The 18,164-nt window shown below is 69.4% G+C and carries 16 protein-coding genes; 6 read left to right on the top strand and 10 right to left on the bottom strand.

Translation table 11 applies throughout. From position 1 onward, the window contains the following. Positions 1–21: 21 nt before the first annotated feature. Positions 22–831, top strand: coding sequence for a mycofactocin-coupled SDR family oxidoreductase (locus ACFYVR_RS18265; protein ID WP_387475619.1), 810 nt, complete (start codon positions 22–24; stop codon positions 829–831). 34 nt (positions 832–865) lie between these two features. On the opposite strand, the gene ACFYVR_RS18260 is transcribed toward ACFYVR_RS18265, so the two are convergent. Together ACFYVR_RS18260 and ACFYVR_RS18255 are read right to left on the bottom strand one after the other, a co-directional pair. Continuing rightward, complete coding sequence (locus ACFYVR_RS18260) at positions 866–1,279, bottom strand: hypothetical protein (protein WP_387475617.1); 414 nt, start codon at positions 1,277–1,279, stop codon at positions 866–868. A 156-nt stretch (positions 1,280–1,435) separates the two neighbouring features. Next, the gene (locus tag ACFYVR_RS18255; RefSeq protein WP_387475615.1) at positions 1,436–1,762 is read right to left on the bottom strand and encodes a hypothetical protein; all 327 of its coding nucleotides are present in this window, start codon (positions 1,760–1,762) and stop codon (positions 1,436–1,438) included. Between the two features lie 268 nt (positions 1,763–2,030). Here ACFYVR_RS18255 and treZ point away from each other — a divergent pair, with 268 nt between their 5' ends. Further along, the gene (gene treZ / locus ACFYVR_RS18250; RefSeq protein ID WP_387475613.1) at positions 2,031–3,791 is read left to right on the top strand and encodes a malto-oligosyltrehalose trehalohydrolase; all 1,761 of its coding nucleotides are present in this window, start codon (positions 2,031–2,033) and stop codon (positions 3,789–3,791) included. Between the two features lies 1 nt (position 3,792). On the opposite strand, the gene ACFYVR_RS18245 is transcribed toward treZ, so the two are convergent. Beyond that, positions 3,793–4,422, bottom strand: a complete 630-nt coding sequence (locus ACFYVR_RS18245) for a TetR/AcrR family transcriptional regulator (protein ID WP_387475611.1) — start codon at positions 4,420–4,422, stop codon at positions 3,793–3,795. Between the two features lie 60 nt (positions 4,423–4,482). On the opposite strand from ACFYVR_RS18245, the gene ACFYVR_RS18240 reads away from it, so the two are divergent. Further along, positions 4,483–5,667, top strand: a complete 1,185-nt coding sequence (locus tag ACFYVR_RS18240) for a nitroreductase/quinone reductase family protein (protein WP_387475609.1) — start codon at positions 4,483–4,485, stop codon at positions 5,665–5,667. On the opposite strand, the gene ACFYVR_RS18235 is transcribed toward ACFYVR_RS18240, so the two are convergent. Further along, a complete protein-coding gene (locus ACFYVR_RS18235) occupies positions 5,651–7,180 on the bottom strand; it encodes an MFS transporter (protein WP_387475607.1) in 1,530 nt (509 codons plus the stop codon). The two genes, ACFYVR_RS18240 and ACFYVR_RS18235, sit on opposite strands and share 17 nt — an antisense overlap. A gap of 107 nt (positions 7,181–7,287) precedes the next feature. Here ACFYVR_RS18235 and ACFYVR_RS18230 point away from each other — a divergent pair, with 107 nt between their 5' ends. Beyond that, positions 7,288–7,824, top strand: coding sequence for a TetR/AcrR family transcriptional regulator (locus ACFYVR_RS18230; protein ID WP_387475605.1), 537 nt, complete (start codon positions 7,288–7,290; stop codon positions 7,822–7,824). 112 nt (positions 7,825–7,936) lie between these two features. Next, positions 7,937–8,920: a hypothetical protein gene (locus tag ACFYVR_RS18225; RefSeq protein WP_387475603.1), complete on the top strand. Its 984-nt coding sequence runs from the start codon at positions 7,937–7,939 to the stop codon at positions 8,918–8,920. Between the two features lie 3 nt (positions 8,921–8,923). Here the strand turns inward: ACFYVR_RS18225 and ACFYVR_RS18220 are convergent, their stop codons facing one another. The 5 genes from ACFYVR_RS18220 to ACFYVR_RS18200 all read right to left on the bottom strand — a co-directional run bounded on the left by ACFYVR_RS18220 (position 8,924) and on the right by ACFYVR_RS18200 (position 14,106). Next, positions 8,924–10,381 carry an NAD-dependent succinate-semialdehyde dehydrogenase gene (locus tag ACFYVR_RS18220; RefSeq protein WP_387475601.1) on the bottom strand — a complete coding sequence of 486 codons (1,458 nt, stop codon included), beginning with the start codon at positions 10,379–10,381 and terminating at the stop codon, positions 8,924–8,926. A gap of 4 nt (positions 10,382–10,385) precedes the next feature. Continuing rightward, complete coding sequence (gene gabT / locus ACFYVR_RS18215; protein WP_387475599.1) at positions 10,386–11,759, bottom strand: 4-aminobutyrate--2-oxoglutarate transaminase; 1,374 nt, start codon at positions 11,757–11,759, stop codon at positions 10,386–10,388. A 41-nt stretch (positions 11,760–11,800) separates the two neighbouring features. Continuing rightward, complete coding sequence (locus ACFYVR_RS18210; RefSeq protein ID WP_387475597.1) at positions 11,801–12,109, bottom strand: DUF6191 domain-containing protein; 309 nt, start codon at positions 12,107–12,109, stop codon at positions 11,801–11,803. 68 nt (positions 12,110–12,177) lie between these two features. Then, positions 12,178–13,521 (bottom strand): threonine ammonia-lyase IlvA, encoded by a 1,344-nt coding sequence (gene ilvA, locus ACFYVR_RS18205; RefSeq protein ID WP_387475595.1) that lies wholly within the window; start codon positions 13,519–13,521, stop codon positions 12,178–12,180. Between the two features lie 150 nt (positions 13,522–13,671). After that, a complete protein-coding gene (locus ACFYVR_RS18200) occupies positions 13,672–14,106 on the bottom strand; it encodes a nitroreductase family deazaflavin-dependent oxidoreductase (RefSeq protein WP_387475593.1) in 435 nt (144 codons plus the stop codon). Positions 14,107–14,287: 181 nt separating this feature from the next. Between ACFYVR_RS18200 and ACFYVR_RS18195 the strand changes: the two genes are divergently transcribed. Next, entirely contained in the window at positions 14,288–14,530 is a 243-nt protein-coding gene (locus ACFYVR_RS18195) for a hypothetical protein (protein ID WP_387475591.1), read from the top strand. Positions 14,531–14,568: 38 nt separating this feature from the next. Here ACFYVR_RS18195 and dnaE read toward each other — a convergent pair whose 3' ends face one another. Beyond that, entirely contained in the window at positions 14,569–18,114 is a 3,546-nt protein-coding gene (gene dnaE, locus ACFYVR_RS18190; RefSeq protein ID WP_387475589.1) for a DNA polymerase III subunit alpha, read from the bottom strand. Positions 18,115–18,164: the final 50 nt, after the last annotated feature.

The raw sequence follows: 18,164 nt of genomic DNA, 5'->3' as shown, positions 1-18,164 counted from the left end.
CCATCGGGAGGACTTCGGGACATGGGAAACCGCTTCGACGGCAAGGTCGCCTTCATCACCGGCGCGGCGCGTGGGCAGGGCCGGGCGGAGGCGGTGAAGTTCGCCTCCGAGGGCGCCGACGTCATCGCCCTGGACGCGTGCGCGAAATTCGCATCCACCCCGTACGACGGGGCCACCGAGGAGGACCTCGCCGAGACCGTCCGCCTGGTGGAGGAACAGGGCCGCAAGATCGTCGCGACGAAAGCCGACGTCCGCGACTTCGCCGCGGTGACCGCGGCCCTGGACGCCGGGCTCGACGCGTTCGGACGCATCGACATCGTCGTCGCCAACGCCGGGATCTGTTCGGCGGCACTGTCGTGGGAGATCACGCCGGAGCAGTGGCAGGAGACGATCGACGTCAACCTGACCGGCGTGTTCTTCACCTGCAAGGCGGCGATCCCCAAGCTCATCGAGCAGGGCGAGGGCGGCTCCATCGTGATCACCAGCTCCGTCGCCGGCATCAAGGGCGTGCCGTTCTACGGTCACTACGTGGCGAGCAAGCACGGCGTCGCCGGGCTGACCAAGACCATGGCGAACGAGCTCGGCGAGCACCGCATCCGGGTCAACAGCGTGCATCCGCACGGCGTCAGCACGGGCATGATCATGACGGACATGCTGCCGCTGCTCGAACGGTTCGCGGATTCCCTGGCCCCGACGTTCATGGCGTCGATCCCCGACGGGTTCAGCGATCCCGAGGACGTGGCGAACGTCGTCGCGTTCCTGTCCTCCGCCGAGGCGCGGCACATCACCGGCATCAACATGCCGATCGACCTCGGCAACACGGCGCGCTGACTCCCCGCACCCTCGGAGACTGCCGGGCGGCGCTCTAGCCGGTCGGCGGTTCGTCGTCCGCGACGGTGTCGGGCAGGCCCTCGCCGTAGCGGTCGAGGACGTCGCGCACCCGAGCGCCCCACCGCTCGTGGGCCGCCTGCCTGCTGATGCCCGCTGCGCGGGCGATCAGTGCCCACGTCACGCCGGAGCTGCGCAGGATCAGCACGGACTCGACGCCGTCCAGACCCGCCGCCAGCTGGATCCGCAAACCCGTCAGCTGCCAGGCCAATTGGCGTTTGGCCGGGATGTCGGTGCCCGCCTCGACCTCCCACTCGTCGGTGCCGGGCAGGGGACCCACACCGACGATCAGGTCGGCCTGCCGGTCCACCTCCCCCATCGCCGCGACGGTGACCGCAGTGGCGCACGCCGTGACGTCGGCGGCCAGGGCTCGTTCGACCAGGCTGTCCACAGCCCAACCTCCCGTCAGGATTTCCTTGACAAACAAGTCAAGGTTACCTTGACAAGCGTTGGGCGAGCAAGGACTCGGGCGGACATCGCACGACACCGACACGCACGAGCTCACCCGGGAGGGCATTCCCCACCGGTGAGTGACTACGGAAGTCGACTACCCCGTCCGCTGCGACGCGTCGTGGCAGCCACCGAGGACGAGAAGGCCGGACTCGAGGACGTTCTCGCAGCAGGTCGGGCACACCGAATCCACCACCGCACCAGCGGTTCCGCACAGCCAGCACTCGACACCCGCGGACGCCGCCTCGAAGGCGATCACCTCGCCGTACGCGATGCGGCAGTCCGGGCACCCGTCGCCCGCCGCGCCGACAGGGTTCGCACACCCCGGGATGACACACAGTTCCGCGCCGTGGGAACCCGGGCGCCACGCGCCGCCCCGTTCCGCGTCTCGACCGTCCCTGCGCCACGTACTCGCATATGCCACGTTGAACCCTCCCCGGTTAACTGCCCAGTAATTGACTGTCACATCGATTCGGCCCGGACGGCTCCCCACGCCACGCGATAACACTCCGATGTCGATATGCGTTCAATCCAGACTTGGAACCTACACCGAACGAACCGTGGGTGGGTCACAAGATCGCAAGGTTAACCGAGGGTTAGCCTTTGGGACAGTTCCCTGGACGATCGCCCAGATCGGCCGGTGGCGCCTCGGCGACCGCGCACGATCGGCCCGGCTGCGGCATCCTGGACCGGTGAGCACCGCGCGACATTTCGACGTCTGGGCACCGACTCCGGAGCGGGTTCGACTTCACCTGGACGGCGACCTCCACACGATGTCCCGCGACACCGACGGCTGGTGGCACACCGAGGTGCGGGTCGCGCAGCCGGCCGGGACGGTGCGCTACGGCTTCGTCCTCGACGACGACCCGACCGTGCTGCCGGACCCCCGGTCCCCCCGACAACCCGACGGGGTCCACGCACCGTCGGCACTGCACCGACTCGACCCGGGCCGCTGGACGGACGCCACCTGGACTGGGCGTCAGCTCGCCGGAAGCGTGGTCTACGAACTGCACGTCGGGACCTTCACCCCCGAGGGCACCTTCGACTCCGCCGTCCACCGTCTCGACCACCTGGTCGACCTCGGGGTCGGATTCGTGGAATTGATGCCCGTCAACGGATTCAACGGCGAACACAACTGGGGCTACGACGGCGTGCTCTGGTATGCGGTGCACGAGCCGTACGGCGGACCCGACGGCCTGCAACGCTTCGTGGACGCGTGCCACAACCGCGGACTCGGTGTGATCCTCGACGTCGTCTACAACCATCTCGGTCCGTCGGGGAACTACCTGGACCGCTTCGGGCCGTACCTCACGACCGGCCGCACCACGTGGGGTGACGCACTGAACCTGGACGGACCGGACTCGGGCCCGGTGCGGCGTTACATCATCGACAACGCGCTGCGGTGGCTGCGCGAGTTCCACATCGACGGCCTGCGGCTGGACGCCGTGCACGCCCTCGCCGACCGCACCGCCACGCATCTGCTCGAGGAGCTCGCCGTCGAAACCGAAGCGTTGTCAACGCATCTGGGCCGACCCCTGACCCTGATCGCGGAATCCGACCTCAACGACCCGACGCTGATCACGCCGCGGGCGGCGGGCGGCTACGGGCTGCACGCGCAGTGGGACGACGACGTCCACCACGCCGTGCACGCCGCCGTCTCCGGAGAACGCCAGGGTTACTACGGCGACTTCGGGTCGCTGCAGTGCCTCGCCACCACGCTGCGGCACGGGTTCTTCCACGCCGGGACGCACTCGAGCTTCCGCGGGCGCATCCACGGCAGGCCGATCGACACCCGGCGGACGCCGGCGAGTGCGCTGCTCGCGTACACCTGCACCCACGACCAGATCGGCAACCGGGCGACGGGTGACCGCCCCGGCGAGTACCTGACCTTCGGTCAGCTCGCGGTCAAGGCCGCGCTGGTGCTCTGCTCCCCGTTCACCCCGATGCTGTTCATGGGCGAGGAATGGGGCGCGAGCACGCCGTTCCGGTTCTTCACCTCCCATCCCGAGCCCGAGCTCGCCGCCGCCACCGCGGCGGGACGGATCGCGGAGTTCGCCGCCCACGGCTGGCCGGCCACCGAGATCCCCGATCCGCAGGACCCGGCGACCTTCACCGACTCCACACTCGACTGGGCCGAACTCGGCGCCCCGGATCACGCACGCCTGCTGGACACGTACCGTTCCCTGCTCGCACTGCGCGCCGAGCGGGCCGAGCTGACCGATCCGTGGCTCGACCACACGAGGGTGGACTACGACGAGGACGAACGGTGGATCGTGGTGCACCGCAGCGGTGTCCGGATCGCGTGCAATCTCGGTCCGGACCCGGTCACCGTGCCCGCGGGCGGACGTCCGGTGCTCTGGTGGGATCCGCCGACCCAGGATCCGACCGGCGCCGCGACCGTGGTTCCCGGCCGTTCCTTCGTGGTACTCGACGCCACGACCCGGCAGCGGTGACTCAGCGCAGCAGCAGGCGGTCGAGCGCGTCCGCCATCCAGTCGCCGTACTCGACCGGCGTCCAGTTGCGGCCGCGTACGAACCGGTCGCCGGTTTCGATGGTGAACAGCGCCCAGGCCACGTCGGTCGCGCGATCGACGTCGATGCCGTCCCGGAGCAGGTGCTCGAAGGACGCGACGAGGACGTGCATGTCGGAGTAGCGTCGCCGCTCGTATTCCGTCCAGGCGTCGGCGATCTCGCCGTCGCCGCCCGCCGCACTCCGGAACTCGCACAGCAGGGCCGCCTCCTCGTCGGGGCGATTCCCGGCGACGCGGCGCAGCGCGTCGAGTTTGGCCTCCTTCGTGCGCCCGGTGAGGATCTCGACGAACCCGGCACCCTCACGCACCGGCCGGTCCTGGTCGTCGGCGGCCAGGGCGCGGTCGACGGCGGCGAGGAACACCGCGGCCTTGCTGCCTTGCGCGAACACGGTCTGCAGCGCGACGCCGGCTTCCGCGGCGATCGACTTCATCGTCGTCCCGGTGTACCCGTCCCGCAGGAAGCACCGAACCGCCGCGTCCAGCACCGTCTCCCGGGTCCGGGCCGCCTGCTCCGCCCGCAGAGTCGAGCGATATGCCCTCTTGCCATCCGTCACACATTCATCGTACCGTGAGCATATTCGTCATATCGTCGCTCTATTGAATTGGAGAACGCCGTGACCGCCACCCGCACCACCACCCAGCTACGACTGCCCGGGCAGGTCGCTGCCGCCGACGGCCCGGTCGATCTCGTCGGAATGTTCGTGATGCACCACGGCTTTCGCCGCGACCTCGCGCTCTTCGACAGGGCGGTTCCCGCGACCCCGGTCGCCGACCGCGGCCGCTGGCGCCGGATGTCCCGGCGCTGGGACCTGTTCGCCGACGTCCTGCACAAACATCACAGCGGCGAGGACACCGGCCTGTGGCCCCTGCTTCTCGCCCGAGCCGAGAACGCGGACGCCGCAGCCGTCCTGCACGCCATGCACCACGAACACGAGGACATCGATCCGTGCCTGCAGGCCTGCACCGACGGGCTGCACACGATGCGCCGCGGCGGCTCCGCCGCGGACCGGGACGCGCTGTCCGTCCACGTCCACGACCTGCGCGCGCTCCTCGAGCACCACCTCGCGCACGAGGAGACCGAGGCACTGCCCCTGATCCAACAGGTGCTGACCCAAGCGGACTGGGACCTGCTCGACCGGAACCACTTCGCGAAGAAGTACCGGCCGAGCGAGATCCCCCGGTCGCTGGCCTGGGTCGCCCTGGACCTGCCCGGTGACGCGGTGGCCCGGATGGCCGGATCCCGGCGCACGATGTACGCGCTCGGCCGCCACCTCGGACGCAGGCTCGCCGCAGCCGACCGACGCACCTTCGCCGCGCCGGATTCGACTGCCGCTGCGGCGTATCCCGGAGCCGCGATCGCCCTGCTGGCCACCCGGCTCCCGGCGCTGCACACCGCACTGCTGCGCCGCACCGGCGGGCGCCTCGGCCGACGCTTCCGCGGCAGCGACGTGCTGCTGCTGACCGTCCGGGGCCGACGCTCGGGCTCCCCGCACACCGTCCCGCTGCTGTACGTGCGCGACGGCGACGACCTCGTCGTCGCCGCCTCCAACGGCGGCTTCGACTGGGAACCCCAGTGGTGGCGCAACCTGCGGGCCGAGCCGCACGCCGTCCTGGAGATCGGAGGCCGCCGCCGGCCGGTCGTCGCCGAGCAACTGCAGGGCGACGACCGCGCGGCGATGTGGAGTCGCCTCGTCGACCAGTTGTCGGCGTACGAGGACTACCAGGCCAGGGTGCACCGCCGGATCGCGGTGATCCGACTGCACCCCCGGCCCGACGGCCCGGTCAGCTCCGGCGCATGATCCGGTGGACCAGGACCGCGTTGGCGGCCAACACGATCGCGGTGATCACCGCGGCGACGTGGGTCCCGCTCACGAACGCGTGCTGCGCCGAATCGAGCAGTGCCGCACCGACGGCGTCGGGCGCCTGCCCGGCGACCGACACCGCGCCGCCGAGCGTCTCCTGCGCGGCGTGGGCCGCACCCGCGTCGAGCGCGGACACGTCCAGCCGACCCCGGAAGACCGCCATCACCACGCTGCCGAGCACCGCGACACCGAGCGCGATGCCCAGCTCGTAGGCGGTCTCCGACACCGCGGACGCCGCACCGGCACGGTCCGGTTCGACGGAGCCGACGACCATGTCGGACGTCAGCGTCAGCGCGATACCGACACCGATGCCGGTGAGCACGAACCCGGCGACGAACACACCCGGACCGCCGTCGGCCCGCAGCAGCGTCAGCACCGCCGCGCCGAGCGCGGACACCGCGAGACCGAATCCGAGCACCGTGCCCGGCTGCCAGCGCCGCACGAACCAGGCGGCGAGCAGGGAGAAGACGATGTTCATCGCGGTCCCGGGCAGCATCAGCAGGCCCGCCTCGAGGGGGCTGTACCCGAGCACCAGCTGCAGGTACTGCGAACCGAAGAACAGCACGCCCGCGAACGCGAAGATCGACAGCAGATTGGTCAGCACGCCGGTGGTGAACGCCGGGCGGCCGAACAGGCGCAGGTCGAGCATCGGCGCGGCGAGGGTGCGCTGCCGGTGCACGAACGCCCAGCCGGCGAGCGCGCCGACCGCACCGATCGCGCCGATCGTCCAGGTCGGGCCGTGCGCGACGGACTCCTTGACCGCGTAGACGAGCGGGATCATCGTCAGCATCGACAGCGCGGCGCTCGCGAGGTCGAACCGGCCCGGGTTCGGGTCCTTCGACTCGCGGATCACCAACGGCCCGAACACGATCAGCGCTGCCATCACGGGCAGGTTCACCAGGAACACCGAACCCCACCAGAAGTGCTCGAGCAGCCAGCCGCCGACCAGCGGCCCGGCGGCCGCGCCGCCGCCGGCCATCGCGCCCCACACCGCGATCGCGGTGGTGCGCTGACGCCGGTCGACGAACATGGTGCGGATCAGACCGAGGGTGGCGGGCATCAGGGTGGCGCCCGCGACGCCCTGCAGGGCGCGGGCCGCGATGAGCATCCCGGGCGAGACGGCGAACGCGGCGAGCGCCGACGCCAGACCGAACCCGGCGGCACCGATCAGCAGCAGCCGCCGGCGTCCGATCCGGTCGCCGAGGGTGCCCATCGTGACGAGCAGGCCGGCTAGGACGAACGAGTAGACGTCGATGACCCACAGCAGCTGGGTACTGCTCGGCGCGAGGTCCGCGCTGATGAACGGCAGCGCGAGGTCGAGGACCGTGCCGTCCACCGAGATCAGCAGGACCGCGAGGGCGAGCACCACCAGACCGAGCCAGTCCCGGGCGGTGGCCCGGCCCGGGTCGGCGGTGATGGTCGGCTGCGTGCGGTCTGCGGTGACAGACACGGTTACTCCCTTCGGGCTCCGAGAAGACAGAACGCACTGAACCGTCCAGCCGGTACAGTGCCTCGTCCAGGCTAACAGTCAACCGTCCAGCCGGTACAGTGATTCCCGTGACAGCCACGCCCCGCACCCGCGACCGCATCCTCGACGCGCTCGAGCAACTTCTGCTCACCCGCGGTCTCTCGCAGGTCACCCTCGAGGCGGTCGCCGCCGAAGCCGGCGTGTCCAAGGGCGGCCTGCTCTACCACTTCCCCAGCAAGGAGGCGCTGCTCGCCGGCATGGTCCGGCGGCTCGGCGAACGCTCCGACCAGCAGCTCGCCGATTCCGGCCGCTCGGTCGCGGAGTGGTACCTGCAGACGGTGGACGCCGACGCAACCAACGAGCTCGCCCTCTTCCAGTCGATGATCGCGGCCCTGCGATCCGTCGACAGCCGGACCGGCGAGGTGCAACGGGCGGTCGTCGAGGTGATGCGCTCCTGGGACGACGGCCTCAAGGCCGAGATCGCCGACCCCGTGCAGGCCGAGATCGTCCGGCTCGTCGGCGACGGCATCTATCTCGCCGCACTGATGGGGCTCCCCCAGCCCGACCCGGAACTGCACCGTCGGGTGGTGGACCGCCTCCTCGGCCGGGCCGCACCGAGCGACTGACCCGGCCGGGAACGGCCGATTTCGCGCATTCGCCGGTCGACCGCACGTGGGCGTGACTACGCTCCGCGCTGCGTCGGCGCGAGTCCGGTGCATCGACGAGGGGAGTCACCACATGCGCAGGCTCATCGGTCGACTCGCCGTGCTCCTCGCAGCGGCGGCACTCGGCGCGGGTGCCACGGCCGGGACCGCCGCGGCACAGCCCTCGACCCCGGAACCCACGACTGTCGGACCCGGCGCAGGGCTGGTCTTCAACAACGTCGACGGCCGTTTCAAGTGCACCCTCGGCGCCGTCGGAACGGATTCCGAAGGCAGGCACGTCGGAATCACCGCCGGGCACTGCCGGGTCGAGTACCCGGTGTACGAGGTCGTCGCCGGCGAATGCCGGGAGAAGGCGTACACCGACGAGGAGAAGTCCTGGTTCACGCCGCAGTTCCTCGGCCCCGCGGAGGGAGTGCACGTCGTCACCGACACGCACCCGGTCTGGGACTGGCGCGACATCCGGACCCGGGACGACCGGCTGCTCCCCGGCGCCGCCGACGCGGATCCGATCGGGTGGATCCGCTGGGTCAACCCCGGCAGCAACGCCGACCCCTGCCATCCGACCACCACCACCGACTACATGGTGATCGAATTCGCCCCGCACATCCGCCTCACCAGCCACGTCACGGACTGGAAATACGATCCGGTCCAGAGCACGAACGGGCGAACACCGTTCAAGGTCAACACAATCCATCGTGACTCGAGCGGTGTGCCCGCGCCCCCACGGGTGCTGCGCGACTACGTCGAGATCTTCGGCGCCCAGTCCGATCGCACGCCCGGAACATGGACCGAGGACACCTTCGCCAAGGCCCCCGACCACGGCATCGTCACCGAGAACAAGGACGGCATGTTCCGGTCCTGGGCCAGCTTCCGCCCCGGCGACTCCGGTGGTCCGGTCGTGATGCGCGGCACCGGCGAATGGGTCGGCATCAACACCCGCCTGCTGCCCGGCGGATTCCTCCAGCCACGCTGGATCACGACGTCCGCCAGGAACATTCTCGCGGACCTGAACCCCCGCAACATCACCGGCAGCGGATTCACCCCGGTCGACGACTGAGAGTCACAGCGGCAGCGCGACGTACTTCGTCTCGAGGTACTCCTCGATCCCCTCGGTGCCGCCCTCGCTGCCCAGACCGGACTGCTTGACGCCACCGAACGGCGCTGCCGGATCGGAGATGACGCCGCGATTGACGCCGACCATGCCCGATTCGAGTGCGTCCGCCACCCGCAGCGACCGATCGAGGGACTGCGTGTAGATGTATGCGGCCAATCCGAATTCGGTGCTGTTGGCCGCCGCGATCGCCTGATCCTCGGTGTCGAATCCGGTGATCGCGGCGACCGGCCCGAAGATCTCCTCGGCCACGATCCGCGACTGCACGGGCACGTCGTCGAGCACTGTCGGCTGGTAGAAGTAGCCGGGGCCGTCGATCGGACCGCCTCCGGTGCGAACGCGGGCGCCGGCCGCGACGGCGTCGTCGACCAGTTCGGCGACACTGCTGCGCTGCTTCGCGGTGATCAGCGGCCCGATCTGGTTCTTCTCGTCGTAGCCCGGTCCGACCGTCATGGCGGCGACCCGCGCGGTGAGCCTCGCGGTGAACTCCTCCCGCACCGCATTCGCGACGATCAGCCGATTCGCCGCCGTGCACGCCTCGCCGCCGTTGCGCATCTTCGCGGCCATCGCCCCGTCGACCGCCGCGTCGAGATCGGCGTCGTCGAACACGACGAACGGGGCGTTGCCGCCGAGTTCCATCGACACCCGCAGCACCTGGTGCGCGGACTGTTCGATCAGCTTCCGCCCGACGGCCGTCGACCCGGTGAACGTCACCTTGCGCAGCCGCGGATCCTCCATCAGCGGACCGCTGACCGACGCCGCATCGGAGGTCGGCACCACCGAGAGCACTCCCTCCGGCAGTCCCGCATCGGCGAACACCTGCGCCAGCAACAGCATCGTCAGCGGCGTGGCCTCGGCGGGTTTGACGATCATCGTGCAGCCGGCGGCGAGCGCGGGACCGATCTTGCGGGTGCCCATCGCCAGCGGAAAGTTCCACGGCGTGATCGCCAGACACGGCCCGACCGGCGACTTCGTCACGAGGATGCGCCCGTTACCGGACGGCGCGGTGGTGTAGCGGCCCTGAATCCGCGGCGCCTCCTCACTGAACCAGCGCAGGAACTCCGCCCCGTACGCGACCTCACTGCGGCTCTCGGCCAGCGCCTTCCCCATCTCCACGGTCATGAGCAGCGCGAAGTCCTCCGCCCGGTCGGTGACGAGTTGCCATGCCGCACGCAGGATCTCGGCTCGCTGACGCGGCGCGGTCGCAGCCCACTCACGTTGCACCCGGCAGGCGCTGTCCAGCGCCCGCAGCGCGTCCTCGGCGGACGCGTCCGCGACCTCGGCGAGGGTGTCCCCGGTCGCCGGATTCTCCACGGCGAACGTCCGGGACCGCGCGGCGTCGGTCGGCTTGCCGTCGATCCACAACCCGGTCGGCACGGAAGCGAGGAGATCGTCGAAATTGCTCATGACATCACCTTTCCACGACCGGCACGTCGCCGGAGGCGAGCGACGCGCGCAGGATGGATTCGAGGACGCCGATGCCGTCGAGAAGCAGCTCGTCGCCGATCACCAGCGGTGGCACGACACGGATCACGTTGCCGTGGGTACCGCAGGTGAGCACGACGACGCCCTGCGCCAACGCGGCCGCTTGAACGACTGTCGCCAGCTCCGGGTACGGGTCGGCGCTTCCGGGAACGACGAGTTCGAGTGCCAGCATCGCACCGCGTCCGCGGACGTCCCCGACTGCGGGGACATCGTCGGCGAGCGCTCGCAGCCGCGGCACCACCAGGCTCTCGATGTGGCGCGCGTGTGCGGGCAGGTCGTGCCGGCGCATCGTGTCGATCGCGGCCAGCGCCGCCGCACAGGCGACGGGGTTGCCGCCGAACGTGCCGCCGAGCCCACCCGGGTGCACGGCGTCGAGCAACTCCGCGCGGCCGGTGATCGCGGACAGCGGCAGTCCGCCGGCGATGCCCTTCGCCATCGCGACGAGGTCCGGCACGACCCCCTCGTGCTCGCTGGCGAACCAGTCACCGGTGCGCGCGAATCCGGTCTGCACCTCGTCGGCGACGAACACCACGCCGTTCGCGCGCGCCCACTCGGCCAACGCCGGCACGAAACCGGGTGCGGGAACGACCACTCCTCCCTCGCCCTGGACGGGTTCGAGCACGATCGCCGCGACTGCGTCGCCGCCGATCTGCTTCTCGATCGCCGTGACGGCACGCGCGGCCGCCCGCTCACCGGTCAATCCGGGTTCGTCGCGGTACGGGTAGGACATCGGCATGCGGTAGACCTCCGGCGCGAACGGACCGAAATGCGCCTTGTACGGCATCGACTTCGCCGTCATCGCCATCGTGAGGTTGGTGCGACCGTGATAGGCGTGGTCGAACACGACGACCGCCATGCGGCCCGTCGCCAGACGCGCCACCTTCACGGCGTTCTCCACCGCCTCGGCGCCCGAGTTGAACAGCACCGACCGCTTCTCGTGACCACCGGGAGTCAACGCCGCCAGCTCCTCCGCGACCCGGACGTAGCCCTCGTACGGCGTCACCATGAAGCAGGTGTGCGTGAAGTGCCGAATCTGGTCCGAAACAGCCTGCGCGACAGCCGGATCGGACGCACCGACCGACGTCACCGCGATCCCGGAACCGAGATCGATCAGCGAGTTGCCGTCCACGTCGACGACGACACCGCCGTCGGCATCGGCGGCGTAGACCGGAACCGCGGACCCGACACCCGCCGCGACCGCAGCCACCCGCCGCGCCGTGAGCGCACGGGACCGCGGGCCGGGCAACTCGGTGGCCACCAGCCGACGCTGCGGGAGACGGAACTCGAACGCGGAACGCATCACCTACAGTGTGCGCCCTTTCGCCGACGCCGGTGCGGAGATCACGCCTCGCAGCTGACGATCACCCGTCCCGACGCGATGTCGACCCGAACCCGATCCGGGGCGGCGTCCCCCGCGTCGTCCCTGTCCATCAGGGCCGTCTGCCGCTGCTCGAACTCGTGGTGCTTGCCCCCCTGGAACATGGCGGCGACCTCCTCGAATCCGGTTGCCGCGACCGTCCGACCACCCCGCTTGCGGGTCCACGGCAACATCCGGCCGCCGGTCACCCGATTCCACAAGGTCTCCGCGAAGGCGAACAGGACCAGCAGACACACCAGTCCTGGAATCGTCATCGCCCACAGCACGCCCATGCGATCGAGGGTACCGACGGGCCCGGGCCACGGTGTCCGTCCACGTACCCTCGCGGACACAGCGCCGCCTACGTCAGGTAGCGGTACGCCGGGGATCCGGGTTCGAGCTGTTCGACCTTCATCGGCGATGCCGCCATGCGCTCGAGCAGGGCGGTGAGACCGTCCGCCGACCCCAGTTCGATGCCGACCAGCGCCGCTCCGGTTTCGCGGTTGTTGCGTTTGACGTACTCGAACAGGGTGATGTCGTCCTCCGGGCCGAGGACCTCGTCGAGGAACCGCCGCAGGGCGCCCGGCTCCTGCGGGAAGTCGACGAGGAAGTAGTGCTTGAGACCGAGGTGCACCAGCGACCGCTCGAGGATCTCGCCGTAACGGGAGACGTCGTTGTTGCCACCGGAGATCAGGCACACCACGGTCGAGCCCGGCTCGAGGTCGAGGTCCAGCAGCGCCGCCACCGACAGCGCACCCGACGGCTCGGCGATGATCCCCTCGTTCTGGTACAGCCCGAGCAGCGCGGTGCAGACGGCACCCTCGTCGGCGTGGGTCATCGTGAAATTGCCCGCACCGGCACTGGGGCGCGCGACCAGGGGCAGCGAACTGTGCGTGACGACGTCCACACCGAGACCGGACATCACGGCGAACGGGAGGTCGCCGATGCGTCGCACCGCGGTCCCGTCGACGAACGGATCGATCTCCGGCAGCGTCACCGGGGTCCCCGCGACGAGGGCCGCGGTCATCGACGCGGCACCGCTCGGCTCGACTCCGACGATCGCCGTCCGCGGCGACCGCTCGTGGAGGTAGGTCGCGATTCCCGCGATGAGGCCCCCACCGCCGACCGGCACGATCACCGTGTCGGGCTCGGCGTCGAGCTGGTCGAGGAGCTCGAGGGCGATCGTGCCCTGTCCGGCCGCGGTGCGCGCGTCGTCGAACGGCGGGACCATCGTCGCACCCGTGCGTCGGGCGTCCTCCTCGGCTGCCTCGGCCGCCGCGTCGTAGGTCTCGCCGACCGCGATCAGCTCCACGAAACCGGCGCCGTGCGCGAGGATCCGGTCGCGCTTCTGCCGCGGCGTGTTCGCGGGCACGTAGATGCGCCCGGTGATGCCCATGGTGCGGCACGCGAACGCGACGCCCTGCGCGTGGTTTCCGGCACTCGCGCACACCACGCCCGCCGACCGCTCCGCGTCGGTGAGCTGGACGATCAGGTTGTAGGCGCCGCGGATCTTGAACGACCGCACCACCTGGAGGTCCTCACGCTTGAGGAACACCTTCGCACCCGTCTCGGCGGACAGACGCGGGCAGTACTGCAGCGGGGTGGCCTCGATGACGTCGGAAATTCGCTTCGCGGCGGCATCGATCTCACGCGCTGCCAAAGTCGGCGCGGCCTTCACGTCAGCAAGTTCCCGGGTGTTCGACACCCGTCCATGCTGCCACTTCCGGCCCCGGCGCGAGACAGCGACCCGTCGTTCACCGCCCCGGTCGACACCACCCGGGGCAGGCGGGGCGCCGCGGCGGCACCGTTGGATCCCGATCGCCGATCCGCCGATCGGGACCACGGTGCGTGTCGGTTACTGCGGGGACAGGACGAACACCGGGATCGGCCGGTCCGTCTTCGTCTGGTAGACGGCGTAGTCGGGGAACGCCGCGACGGCCCGCTCCCACCAGACGGCTTTCTCGTCACCGGTGACCTCCCGAGCGGTCATGTCCTGCTTGGCGGTGCCGTCCTGCAGTTCCACCTGCGGATGGGCCACGACGTTGTGGTACCAGACCGGGTTCTTCGGGGCGCCGCCCATCGAGGCGACCACCGCGTATTCGCCGCCGTGCTCGACGCGCATCAGCGGGGTCTTGCGGAGCTTGCCGGTCCTGGCGCCGACGGTGGTCAGCACCACCACCGGGCGACCGTCCAGCGTCGTTCCCTCGGTGCCGCCCGAGGATTCGTAGAGGTTGGCGTGGTCTGCTGCCCACTTGCTGGGGCTGGGTTCGTATTCACCGGTGAGTGGCATGGCGTCCAGTCAACACCGAGCCGACGCCCATCGCAGTCCGACACGGCGGCGGGCCGCTGGAAACCACACGGCGGCGGGCCGCTCGAACCACGCTGCGGCGGGCCGCCGGGAGACCGAGATCACCGTGCACCAAGTCGAATCTTCGGTGGACCGAAATCTTGCGTGCCGGTAGCCTGAACTCATGACGACCGCCGGATACTCTCGTCCGTCTCGTGGTCGCGGTGCCGTGATCGACATCGCCGGTACCGCGTGGCCGCTCTACAAGCTCGAAGCTGTCGTCGCAGCCCTGTTCGTGTTCCTGACCGTCCTGATCGTCACGCAGGCCATGCAGCCGGCGGTGCTCGTCGCCGCTGGTGTCGCCGTCGTCGTGTGGTGGATGCGGCGCGCGCAGTGGGCGTCGGGTCGCGACGATCGGGCCTCCTGAGGCCCGGCGCGAGCGAGTGCACTCCGCCGGGCCCGACATCACCCGCTCAGGCACCCCGGCCCGAGCAGTGCCTTCAGATCCCCCATGAGAGCCGACGACGGTTCGACGCGCAGGCTGTCGTCGAGCTTGAGCATCGTGATCCTGGCCCCGCTGATCAAACGCAGATGCACGTCCGACGTACCGGGATGCTTGGACAGCACCTGCTTGAGCGCCCCGACCTTGTCCGGGGTGCACAGGCGCGTCGGCAGGCTCACCGCGAGCGGCTTGGCGACACCGATCGCCGAGAGGTCCGGCACCGCAAGGTCGTTCGCGATGATCGACACCCGCTCGTCACGCACGTTGACGCGGCCCTTGACCAGGACGACGGAGTCCTCGGCGATGTCCATGCCGTACACCGAGTAGGCCTGCGGGAAGAAGATCACCTCCACGGAGGCGCCTCCGACACCTTCGAGTTCGGTTGCGGCCCAGGTCAATCCGTTCTTGTTGATGCGTCGGGTGACCGACGCGAGAATGCCGCCGACGGTGACCTGCGCGCCGTCGCCGGCCTGACCCTCGAGGATCGCGGCGATCGGCGTGTCGGTCTGCGCGGCGATGACGTGTTCCACGCCGTCGAGCGGATGCCCGGACACGTACAGCCCGAGCATCTCCCGCTCCAGGGCGAGGCGGTGCTTGGTGTCCCATTCCTCGTCGGGCACCTTCACGTTGAACACCGACGCGATCGACTCGTCCGCGTCCTCCCCGCCGAACAGGTCGAACTGTCCGACCGCCTCGGCCTTCTTGGTCCCCATCACCGAGTCGATGGCGTCGGTGTGGACCAGGAACAGTCCCTTGCGGGGATGGTCGAGTGAGTCGAACGCACCTGCCTTGATCAGCGACTCGGTGACCTTCTTGCTGCAGGCCTGCGCGTCGATCTTGTTCAGGTAGTCCGAGAAGTCGGTGTACTTCCCCTTCTCGGAGCGCGCCGAGATGATCGACTCGACGACGTTCGCGCCGACGTTGCGGACCGCGCCCATGCCGAACCGGATGTCCTCGCCGACGGAGGCGAAGTTGACGACCGACTCGTTGACGTCCGGCGGCAGCACCGTGATGCCCATCGAGCGGCAGTCCGCGAGATAGATCGCGGACTTGTCCTTGTCGTCGCCGACGGACGTCAGCAGTGCGGCCATGTACTCGGCCGGATAGTTCGCCTTGAAGTAGGCGGTCCAGAACGACACCAGGCCGTACCCGGCGGCGTGCGACTTGTTGAACGCGTATCCGGCGAACGGGAGGACGGTGTCCCACAGCGCGGTGATCGCCGCCTGCGAGTACCCGTTGTCCTTCATTCCCGCGGCGAAGCCGTCGTAGGCCTCGTCGAGGATCTCCTTCTTCTTCTTACCCATCGCTCGGCGCAGCAGGTCGGCCTGTCCGAGCGAGTACCCGGCCACCTTCTGCGCGATCTGCATGATCTGCTCCTGGTACACGATCAGACCGAACGTGTCCTTCAGGATGTCCTTCAGGGGCTCCTCGAGCTCCGGATGGATCGGATTGACCTGCTGCAGACCGTTCTTGCGCTTCGCGTAGTCGGTGTGGGCGTTCACACCCATCGGGCCCGGCCGGTACAACGCCAGCACGGCGACGATGTCCTCGAAGCCGGTCGGCTTCATCAGCTTGAGCAGGCTGCGCATGGCCGTGCCGTCGAGCTGGAACACGCCGAGGGTGTCGCCGCGGGCGAGCAGCTCGTACGTCGCCGGGTCGTCGAGCGGCAGCGAATCCAGGTTCAGGTCGATGCCGCGGTTGGCCTTGAGGTTCTCGATCGCGTCGCCGAGCACCGTCAGGTTCCGCAGACCGAGGAAGTCCATCTTCAGCAGGCCGATGGCCTCACACGACGGGTAGTCCCAGCCGGTGATGATCGCGCCGTCCTGGGCGCGCTTCCACACCGGGATCGCGTCTGTGAGCGGCTCGCAGGACATGATCACCGCGCAGGCGTGGACGCCGGCGTTGCGGATCAGGCCCTCGAGGCCGAGCGCGGTGTCGTAGATCTTCCTCACGTCCGGGTTGGTGTCGATCAGCTGCCGGACCTCGACGGCTTCCTTGTACCGCTCGTGTTCCGGGTCGGTGATGCCCGACACCGAGATGTCCTTCGCCATGATCGGCGGCGGCAGCGCCTTCGTGATCTGGTCCGCGATCGCGAAACCGGGCTGCCCGAACTGGACCCGCGCGGAGTCCTTGATGGCGGCCTTGGTCTTGATGGTGCCGAACGTGATGACCTGGGCGACCTTGTCGCTGCCCCACTTCTCGGTGGCGTACCGCACCATCTCGCCGCGTCGGCGATCGTCGAAGTCGATGTCGATGTCGGGCATCGACACGCGCTCGGGGTTGAGGAACCGCTCGAACAGCAGGCCGTGCGGGATGGGGTCGATGTTGGTGATGCCCATCGCGTAGGCGACGAGCGACCCGGCCGCCGAACCACGACCGGGGCCGACGCGGATGCCGACCTCCTTGGCGTGGTTGATCAGGTCGCCGACGACGAGGAAGTACGCCGGGAAGCCCATCTCGTTGATGACGCCGATCTCGTACTCGGCGCGGGTGACGTAGTCCTCCGGCACCTCCCGGCCCGGGAACCGGGTCTCGCGCAATCCGCGCATGACCTCGTGGTGCAGGTACGACTGCTGGGTGTGCCCCTCGGGCACCGGGAAGATCGGCATCCGGTCGCGGTGCGTCCAGACGTCGTCGTACGGCTGGACCCGTTCCGCGATCAGCAGGCTGCTGTCGCAGGCGCCGGGCACCTCCGTGTCCCAGATCGCGCGCATCTCCTCGGCCGACTTGAGGTAGTAGCCGTCCCCGTCGAACTTGAACCGCGTCGGGTCCGACAACGTCTTGCCGGTCTGGATGCACAGCAGTGCCTCGTGGTTCTCCGCGGCGTCCTTGGTGACGTAGTGGCAGTCGTTGGTCGCCAGCGGCGAAATGCCGAGCGTCTTGCCGATGTGCAGCAGGCCCTCGCGGACCCGGCGCTCGATCGACAGACCGTGGTCCATCAGTTCGAGGAAGAAGTTGTCCTTGCCCCAGATCTCCTGCCACTTCGCGGCCGCCTCGAGGGCCTCGCGGTCGTGGCCGAGCCGCAGCCGGGTCTGGATCTCGCCCGACGGGCAGCCGGTGGTCGCGATGATGCCCTCGTGGTGCTCGGCGATGATCTCCTCGTCCATCCGCGCCCACTTGCCGAGCTGGCCCTCGATCGACGCGCGTGACGACAGCTTGAACAGGTTGCGCAGGCCCGTGGCGTTCTCCGCGACCATCGTCATGTGGGTGTAGGAGCCGGAACCGGACACGTCGTCCGACTTCTGGCTCGGGTCGCCCCACAGCACGCGCTTGGTGTTGAACCGGGACTCCGGCGCGATGTACGCCTCGATCCCGATGATCGGCTTGATGCCCGCGGCCTTCGCCTTGTTGTAGAACTCACTGGCGCCGTACATGTTTCCGTGGTCGGTCATCCCGACCGCGGTCATACCGAGACGCTGGGCCTCCTTGAACAACGGTCCGACCTTCGCCGCGCCGTCGAGCATCGAGTACTCGGTGTGATTGTGAAGATGGACGAAGGAGTCAGCCACGCACCGAGTGTAGGCGGTGGGTCCGACGTCCCGAATCGGCACGCCGACCG

Origin of the sequence: Rhodococcus sp. NPDC003318 (assembly GCF_042879035.1) — a bacterium.
Lineage (GTDB): Bacteria > Actinomycetota > Actinomycetes > Mycobacteriales > Mycobacteriaceae > Rhodococcus_G.
Note: the sequence above shows the minus strand (reverse complement) of the source record. Positions and strands in the feature narration are given on the sequence as shown.

Excerpts from the sequence above, each read along its gene's own strand:
- ACFYVR_RS18220 (WP_387475601.1), bottom strand. The coding sequence starts at position 10,381 with ATGAGCAATTTCGACGATCTCCTCGCTTCCGTGCCGACCGGGTTGTGG.
- ACFYVR_RS18200 (WP_387475593.1), bottom strand. The coding sequence starts at position 14,106 with ATGCCACTCACCGGTGAATACGAACCCAGCCCCAGCAAGTGGGCAGCA.
- ACFYVR_RS18195 (WP_387475591.1), top strand. The coding sequence starts at position 14,288 with ATGACGACCGCCGGATACTCTCGTCCGTCTCGTGGTCGCGGTGCCGTG.
- ACFYVR_RS18210 (WP_387475597.1), bottom strand. The coding sequence starts at position 12,109 with ATGGGCGTGCTGTGGGCGATGACGATTCCAGGACTGGTGTGTCTGCTG.
- gabT (WP_387475599.1), bottom strand. The coding sequence starts at position 11,759 with ATGCGTTCCGCGTTCGAGTTCCGTCTCCCGCAGCGTCGGCTGGTGGCC.
- ACFYVR_RS18265 (WP_387475619.1), top strand. The coding sequence starts at position 22 with ATGGGAAACCGCTTCGACGGCAAGGTCGCCTTCATCACCGGCGCGGCG.
- ACFYVR_RS18225 (WP_387475603.1), top strand. The coding sequence starts at position 7,937 with ATGCGCAGGCTCATCGGTCGACTCGCCGTGCTCCTCGCAGCGGCGGCA.